An 8382-nucleotide genomic window follows, 5' to 3' on the forward strand; every position below is an offset into this window, starting at 1 on the left:
TCTACAACACGGAGGCGGCCGAGGGCTGGTACGCGAAGGCCATCGAGGCCGGCAACCAGGACCCTGAGATGGTCTATAGATATGCCCAGATGCTGAAGGCCAACGGTAAGTACAGCGAGTCGAACGCGCAGATGGCGAAGTTTGCCTCCCTGGCGCCTGGCGACGAGCGCGCCAAGGCCTACCGCTCTGCACCGGACTATATCGAGGCAATCAAGTCTACGCGCAAGCGCTTCGAGGTGGAGGACATGGCACTGAACACACAGTACTCTGAGTTTGGGGCCGTAGAGAAGGACGGGGAGCTTTACGTGGTCTCCGCCCGTAACACGAGCCGCAAGACCTATGGTTGGAACGGGGAGCCGTTCCTTGACATCTATAGGTTTGCCAAGGGCGAGGACGGCAGCTTCACTGAAGGTGAGCTGTTGGGCAAGGAGATCAACACAAAGTACCACGAGGGTACGCTGTCCTTTACACCGGACGGCAATACGATGTACTTTTCACGTGAGAGCTTCTTCGAGAAGGTATACGAGAAGGAGGACCGCACGAAGATCAGTGTGATCCACCTGTTCCGCTCCAATAAGAATGACAACAAATGGGGACCTGCAGAGGGCTTCGCGATGAACAGCGACAGCTACTCGGTAAAGGACCCAGCGGTGAGCGCGGACGGGAAGACCCTGTACTTTGCCTCCAACATGCCGGGGGGTATGGGCGGCTTTGACCTTTATAAAGCAACAATAAATGCCGATGGCAGTCTTGGAGAACCGGAGAACCTTGGATCGAAGATCAACACGGAGGGGCACGAGGTGTTCCCGTTTGCGGGGAGCAACGGTGAGCTTTATTTTGCCTCGAACGGTCACTTGGGCCTAGGTGGGCTTGATATGTTCCAGGCTAAGGCCGATATGTCCGGAGTTGACAACATGGGGGTACCTGTGAACAGCAGCGGTGACGACTTTGCCCTTAGCTATGACGACGCGACAGGTATGGGCTATGTGTCCTCGAACCGCGCAGGCGGGAAGGGCAACGACGATATCTACCGCGTAAGAAAGGTAGAGGAACCATGCGATACCCAATTGTTGGTTAAGATTGTAGATGAGAAGAGCAAAGAGGCGATTGTGGGAGCTATGGCCACATTATACGGAGCCAACGGAGAGGAACTTGGCAGTGCTGTTTCCGATGCGCAGGGTATGGTAAGCTTCAGCGTATTGTGCGAGACGGATACGGAACTTGGAGTGACCTCTGCGGACCACATCGGCAAGCGCGTGTCAATCGAGGGAAGCCTTGAGAAGGAAGTAAAAGAGTCTGTAGAATTGGCACCTATCGAGGAGCTTATCGTAGCGGACCAGGTGGTACTCAACCCAATCTACTTCGACTTTGATAAATCGAACATCACGGCACAGGCAGCCTTTGAGCTTGACAAACTGGTACAGGTGATGACCAAGTACCCGGAGATGGTGATCTTGGCGACTTCTCATACGGACAGCCGAGGATCTGACGCCTACAACATGTCACTGTCTGATAGACGTGCGAAGTCAACGGCACAGTACGTGATCTCCAAGGGCATCGACAAGAGCCGTATTACCGGAGAGGGCAAGGGTGAGACCGAACCTAAGGTGGACTGCGGAGCAAACTGCAGCGAGGAGCAGCACCAGCTGAACCGTAGATCGGAGTTCATCATCGTAAGTGGTGGACCTAAAGTGGAATAATTCAAAACCCTAATAAATTTTATAACTAACACAAAATGCAATGAGAAAACTACTATTATTATTTACATTTTTTGTTTTCTATTTACCGATACAGTCACAGACGTATTTGGAGGAAAACTTTGATGCTGGGATACCGGTAACTTGGACCGTCACAGATGGAGGTGACGCTACAGGTGATTCCTGGGTGTCCGATTTGCAGGGCTGGGCAGACAATAGTTTGGATGGTACCAATGGTGCTTTGGTGGATAGTGATGCCGCAGGAAGTGGTACATTATTACAGGAGACACTTACATCCCCTGTTTTTGATGCTACAGGAGCAACAGCTTTATTTTTAGATTTCGAACAATATTATAACAATGGCGGAGGGGATTCGGCTGTTGTAGAAGTGTTTGATGGAACAGATTGGGTTGAGATCCTAAGCCAAACTTCACTTGAAGGTGATGTAGGGTCTTGGGCGAATCCGGACTTTAAGCATATTGATATTACGGAATATATAAATGCCGATATGCAAATTCGTTTTTACTATGATGATGCTAACGTTTGGGCTTGGTATTGGATGGTAGATAACGTTATGGTGTATAATTCTACTTGTAATTTCCCATCGGAATTAGGTGTAGCTTTGGACGTAACTACTGCTAATTTTTCTTGGACCGCAGGGGGTAGTGAAATGGCCTGGGAGGTTATTAATCAAGAGGCTGGTACAGCAGCTCCTACCGACACGGATTCAGGAACTTCTGTGGATGCTGCTTCTTATGAGGTGACTGATTTGACTGAAGGTGCTGATTATGAGTTTTATGTGAGAGCCGATTGTGGTGATGATGGTTATAGTCTTTGGGTAGGGCCATTGACATACCATGTTAGTGCTTTGGGAGAAGCTTGTGGCAATCCAATAATTGTTACCGAATTACCATATAATACAGTTGACGATACGTCTAATTATTTAGACGATTATTCAGGTTCTCCAGGATCATCTGGTTGTGGTATTACCTATAGCTATTTAAATGGTGATGACGTGGTGTATGCTTATACACCTTCAGAAGATACTTCTATTGATATCGAACTTACTGAAACAGGTAACTATGTTGGAATGTTTGTGTATACTGACTGTGAAGATATAGGTGTAGCTTGTGAAAATGGTGTTGTTACTTCTTGGGGTGGAGGTGATTTGATTATGGATAATTTTTCTGTTACGGGTGGAACTACCTATTATATTGTAATTTCAACTTGGGCGAGTCCACAGAGTACACCATATGATTTGACAATAACTGAAAACACATGTATTGATCATGAAGTGACTTTTGAAGTGGTAAGTGACTGTATAAATGGGCCTCAATTTTTTATTGAAGCTGATGTTACCAGTTTAGGGTCTGCCACTACATTAACACTTACCGATGACCAAGGAAGTGCTGAACAAACTGTTACTGATTTAGGGATCTATACCTTTGGGCCTTTTGATAACGCGACAGATGTTATCATTACTGTTGCGAATGCAGATGATGCCAACTGTATCATTGACAGTGGAGCCTTAACGCAACCATTTTGTGCCGATAATTATGTGGACTGTACAGAAGGACCTGTAAGTACAACCTTTTGTTATGGTCCTAATAACGATGTAATTTTTACTTATACCAGTAACGATGGGACACCGTTAACTTTAACTGTTAATGGAGGTTATGTAGAGAACAACTGGGATTATTTTATCGTATATGATACAGATGGAACTACTGAACTTACGGAAGCCGATACTACAGGTGATTTATCTGGAGTATACCAGTCTACGGGAGACACCATTTCTTTTACGGTTGATGCAGATGGAAGTGGAAGTTGTTCTGATACTTGGACTACTTATGAGACTATTGATATAACAGTATCTTGTGCCACCTGTACAAACCCAGAGTGGTCCTATGAAGTTGTTTCAGACTGTATTAATGGACCTCAGTTCAATATTGAAGTGGATTTAACAGATTTGGGAACAGGTACTTCCTATACCATTTCAGATAACCAAGGAGGCGATACTCAAACAGTTACTGAAATAGGAATTTATACCTTTGGACCTTATGACAATACTACTGATGTAGCCTTGACTATTGAAAATGATGATGATGTTAACTGTATCCTTACAGGACCAACAGTAACCCAAGAGTTCTGTTTGGACAACTATATTGATTGTACAGAAGGTGCTCTTGATGCCACTTATTGTTACGAGAACAATGATGGTAATACATTGACCTTTACAAGTAATGATGGAACATCTTTATTCTTAATCTTTAATTCAGGAACTGTTGAAAGTGGTTGGGATGAAGTTCATGTGTATGATACAGATGGAACAGAATTGACTCCAACAGATTATTATGGTAACGATGGAGATTTAGGAGGATTAATGTGGCAGTCTACAGGAGATACTATCTCATTCTGGATTGCTGGTGATGGATATAATAGTTGTGCTTCGGGAGGTCAGACAGAGCTTGATTATACAGTGACCTGTGCTACTTGTGATTTGCCAACTTGGTCTTATGCACCTGTTTCAGATTGTATCAACGGACCTCAATTTAATGTAGAAGTAGATCTTTCTGAGATGGGGTCGGCGACGTCTTATACCATTACAGATGATCAAGGAAGTGATGCTCAAGTGGTAACGGAAACAGGGATTTATACTTTTGGGCCTTATGCCAATGAAACTGAGGTATCCTTTACAATTGCCAATGACGATGATGCTAACTGTACTTTATCAGGACAGCCTGTTACCCAACCATTCTGTTTGGATAACTATATAGATTGTGAGGCAGATGAGCCATTGAACTTCGTGTACTGTTATGAAAACAGTGATACCAATGTATTTACATTTACAAGCAACGATGGAACTCCACTTAATTTTGATGTGAATGCTGGTGAGCTTAGTACTTTTGGTGACTATTTCCACGTTTACGATACCGATGGAACGGAGTTAACTCCAGATGAATTCATCGGATTGGATGAGGATGGAGACCTTACCGGAGTAAGTTACCAATCAACTGGAGACACCATCTCTTTTTGGATAGAGTCTAATGCTTGGACTAGTTGTCAGGATACTTGGACTACCTATGCATCTTTGGATGTAACAATTGCTTGTGCTACCTGTATCAATCCTCAGGCTTCTTACACTATCGTGGATGATTGTGAAAATGGTGATCAATTCTTGGTAGATGTAGAAATTACAAGTATGGGAGATGGATCGTCCTTGACCATTTCAAGTGACTATGATGACAATACCCTTACAGCGGATGCCATTGGAACTTACCAAATGGGACCATTCGCCTTTAATACGGCTGTAGAAATTGCAATTGTTAATGATGATGATATTACTTGTGATATTTATAGCCCTGAATTTTTGGTATTGGCTTGTCCTCCAGAAAATGATGATCCTTGTGACGCCATTACGGTTGAAGTGAATGAGTTGGACGAATGTACCTTGTTTGCATCTGGTACAGTTGCGGGTGGAACACCATCGGCTATTGCTGAGCCAACTTGTACAGGTACACCTAATGATGATGTTTGGTTTACATTTGTAGCTAATACAGAGGCACAAGTAGTGTCGCTTTTCAACATAGGCAATGGTAACTTGAACCTTGATTTTAGTGTGTATGAGGGAGATTGTGATGGAACGCTAACAGAATTATACTGTTCAACTGCCACCGTTGGAGCTGTAGAAGGTTTAACAGTAGGTAATACTTATTATGTAAGAGTTTATTCTTTTGATGATGAGGCTATAGCAACGACTTTTGATATCTGTGTTAAGCCATCACCAGGAAATATTATTTCAGATACAGAAATTTATACTGTTGAAGAATTGGTAACTGATATTTTGATTGCCAACGAGTGTGCGCAGATCTCAAACATTACTTATTCTACAGGAACCGATTATGATTCTGTAAATGGTATTGCCTATTTCTATACAGAAAGTCCAGGTTTCCCATTCGATGATGGAATCATGTTGGCTTCTGGCGATGCTGCTTTAGCTAGTGGACCTAATACAGGTACTGCGTCATCTGGAGGTTATACTTGGCCTGGAGATGCTGATTTGGATGTGGTTGTAGGTGGAAATACCAACAATGCGTCTATCATTGAGTTTGATTTCGTGCCATTCGCAGATGAGATCAGTTTTGACTTTATCATGGCTTCTGAAGAGTACAACGGAGGGTCTTTCGAGTGTAACTATTCAGATGCCTTTGCCTTCCTATTGACGGATGAATTAGGAGTAACTACCAACTTGGCTGTATTACCAGGAACGGCAACACCTATTTTGGTGACCAATATTCATCCAGAGAACACTTCTTGTGGAGCAATCAATGAGGAGTATTTTGGTGGCTATACGCCGGATAACTTGCCTCCAATGATCTACGATGGTAGAACGGTACAGTTTACTGCCTTCTCTGAAGTAAACATTGGTGAAACTTACCATATCAAATTGGTAATGGCCGATGAAGGGGATTCAGCATTGGATTCTGCGGTATTTTTGAAGGCTGGTAGTTTTGATATTGGAAATTTCGATTTGGGTATTGACATTACCATTGAGTCTGGAAATGCTATCTGTGATGGAGAGCCTATTATCTTAGATACTGCAGCACCATCAGTGGAGCATGTGTGGTACAAGGATGGGTTTATTGTTGAAGGAGAAACTGCTTCAACCCTTGAAATTACTGAAGAAGGAGTATATACAGCTCAGGTTATTTTTTCTCCAACTTGTAATGTTGAAGACACAATTACTGTAGAATATTTACCTAATCCAGCAATTTCAGAGCCTATGGATCTAGAAGTTTGTTCTGTTACTCCTTTTGGAGTGTATGACCTTACAGAGAACAACCCTGTGGTACTTGGAGATTTGGACCCAGCATTGTTTACGGTGTCCTACCACTTGACTGAGCAGGACGCTATAGATGATGTGAACCCATTGTCATCCCCTTATTCTAATATAACATCGCCTCAAACCATTTGGGTGAGAGTATACGATACAGAATTGGGTTGTAAGTCTTATGCGAGTTTCGATTTAATTATTACTGCGCCAACACATACGGCTACTAGTGTTGATTTGTTGGAGTGTGATAATGATGGTGACGGTGTTGCTGAGTATGACTTGGATGCACATAGTACCTATATATTGGACGGTCAAGATGCTGCTGCTTATACAGTGACTTATTATGCTTCTGAACAGGATGCCATGGATGCTGCTAACCCACTTCCTAACCCTTATACAAGTTCCGGAAACGAAACGGTTTGGGTGCGTGTTGAAACAACTGGTTTGCCAGATTGTTATGTAACTAATAGTTTTATGCTGACCATAGGAACCTCTCCAGTAACTACATTTACTGAAGACTTTGATTATGAAGTATGTCCTAATGCAACGGTGCCGATCATTATTGAGGCAACACCAGGGAACTACTCTGAGGAAGAAGTATCTATCAACTGGTACCAAGATGGTGTATTGGTTGAAGGTGAAAATGGATTGACTTTACCAGTGCTTGTGGGTGGTTCTTATGAAGTAGAAGTAATCTTTAATGATACTGGTTGTAGCGCTATTACTGAGCAAGCGGTGATTCAATTAGAAACTTGTATTATTCCTCAAGGGATCTCACCAAATGGAGACGGTATGAATGATTACTTTGACTTGAGCAACTTTAGAGTGACCAAGATTGAGATCTTCAACCGTTTAGGAACTTTAGTGTATTCTAAGCGTAACTATACCAACGAGTGGTACGGCCAGACCAACGATGGTGAGGACCTTCCGGTTGGAACGTATTTCTACACTATGGAGTATGAAGATGGTAAGACACGTAGTGCTTGGATTTACATCAACAAATAAAAGCAACCAAGAAAAACTAAAAGCGACATATGAAAAGAATATATATGGCAATGGTCCTATTGATGTGCGTACAGCTGTACGCACAACAGGACCCACAGTACACGCAGTACATGTACAACATGAACGTAGTGAACCCGGCGTATGCGGGTTCGAAGGAGGCGCTTAGCCTAGGGGTGCTCTACCGCTGGCAGTGGAGCGGCATCGACGGGGCGCCACGCACGGGGACCTTCTTTGGCCACGCGCCCATCGGGAGCAATATGGGTCTTGGGCTGTCGTTCATCAACGACCAGATCGGTCCGGTTATGGAGAACAACGTCTATGCCGATTTCTCGTATACCCTAAAGCTTGGCGGTGAGCACCGCCTTGCCTTCGGTATCAAGGCCGGGGCGACCTTCCACGACATCGGCCTATTGGACGATGTGTCCGTGATCGATGAGAACGACCCGTTCTTCTCAGAGAACATCAACAGTGTGACGCCGAACATCGGTGCGGGGCTGTTCTACTACACGGAGCACTACTATGTTGGCTTTTCCGTGCCCAACATGCTGAACTCGGTGCACCTTGATGCCGATGGCTACGAGCTTGGCTCAGAGGTGAGCCACTACTTTTTGACGGGGGGCTATGTGTTCGAGGTATCGGACAACACGAAGCTGAAGCCCTCGTTCATGGTGAAGTCCGCCTTTTCTGCGCCGACCTCCTTTGACGTGAACCTGAACGCACTGTTCTACGACCGCTTCGAGATCGGGGCCTCGTACCGATTGGACGATTCGTTCTCGGGATTGGTGAACTTCGGCATCACGCCGAACCTCCGCATCGGTTATGCCTATGACGGGGTGACCTCGGACA

Annotated in this window: 3 protein-coding genes; all 3 read left to right on the forward strand. The window is 44.4% G+C overall.

Annotated features, from left to right (window positions below):
• On the forward strand, nucleotides 1–1700 hold a 1700-nt coding region (locus ZA05_RS00545; RefSeq protein WP_053989918.1), incomplete at its 5' end, for an OmpA family protein.
• A gap of 40 nt (nucleotides 1701–1740) precedes the next feature.
• A complete protein-coding gene (locus ZA05_RS00550; protein ID WP_082333628.1) occupies nucleotides 1741–7536 on the forward strand; it encodes a choice-of-anchor L domain-containing protein in 5796 nt (1931 codons plus the stop codon).
• A 29-nt stretch (nucleotides 7537–7565) separates the two neighbouring features.
• Nucleotides 7566–8382, forward strand: an 817-nt coding sequence (locus ZA05_RS00555) for a type IX secretion system membrane protein PorP/SprF (RefSeq protein WP_053989920.1), incomplete at its 3' end; no start/stop codon positions are given.

It is taken from the genome of Mangrovimonas sp. TPBH4 (assembly GCF_001280505.1).
Taxonomy (GTDB): domain Bacteria; phylum Bacteroidota; class Bacteroidia; order Flavobacteriales; family Flavobacteriaceae; genus Mangrovimonas_A.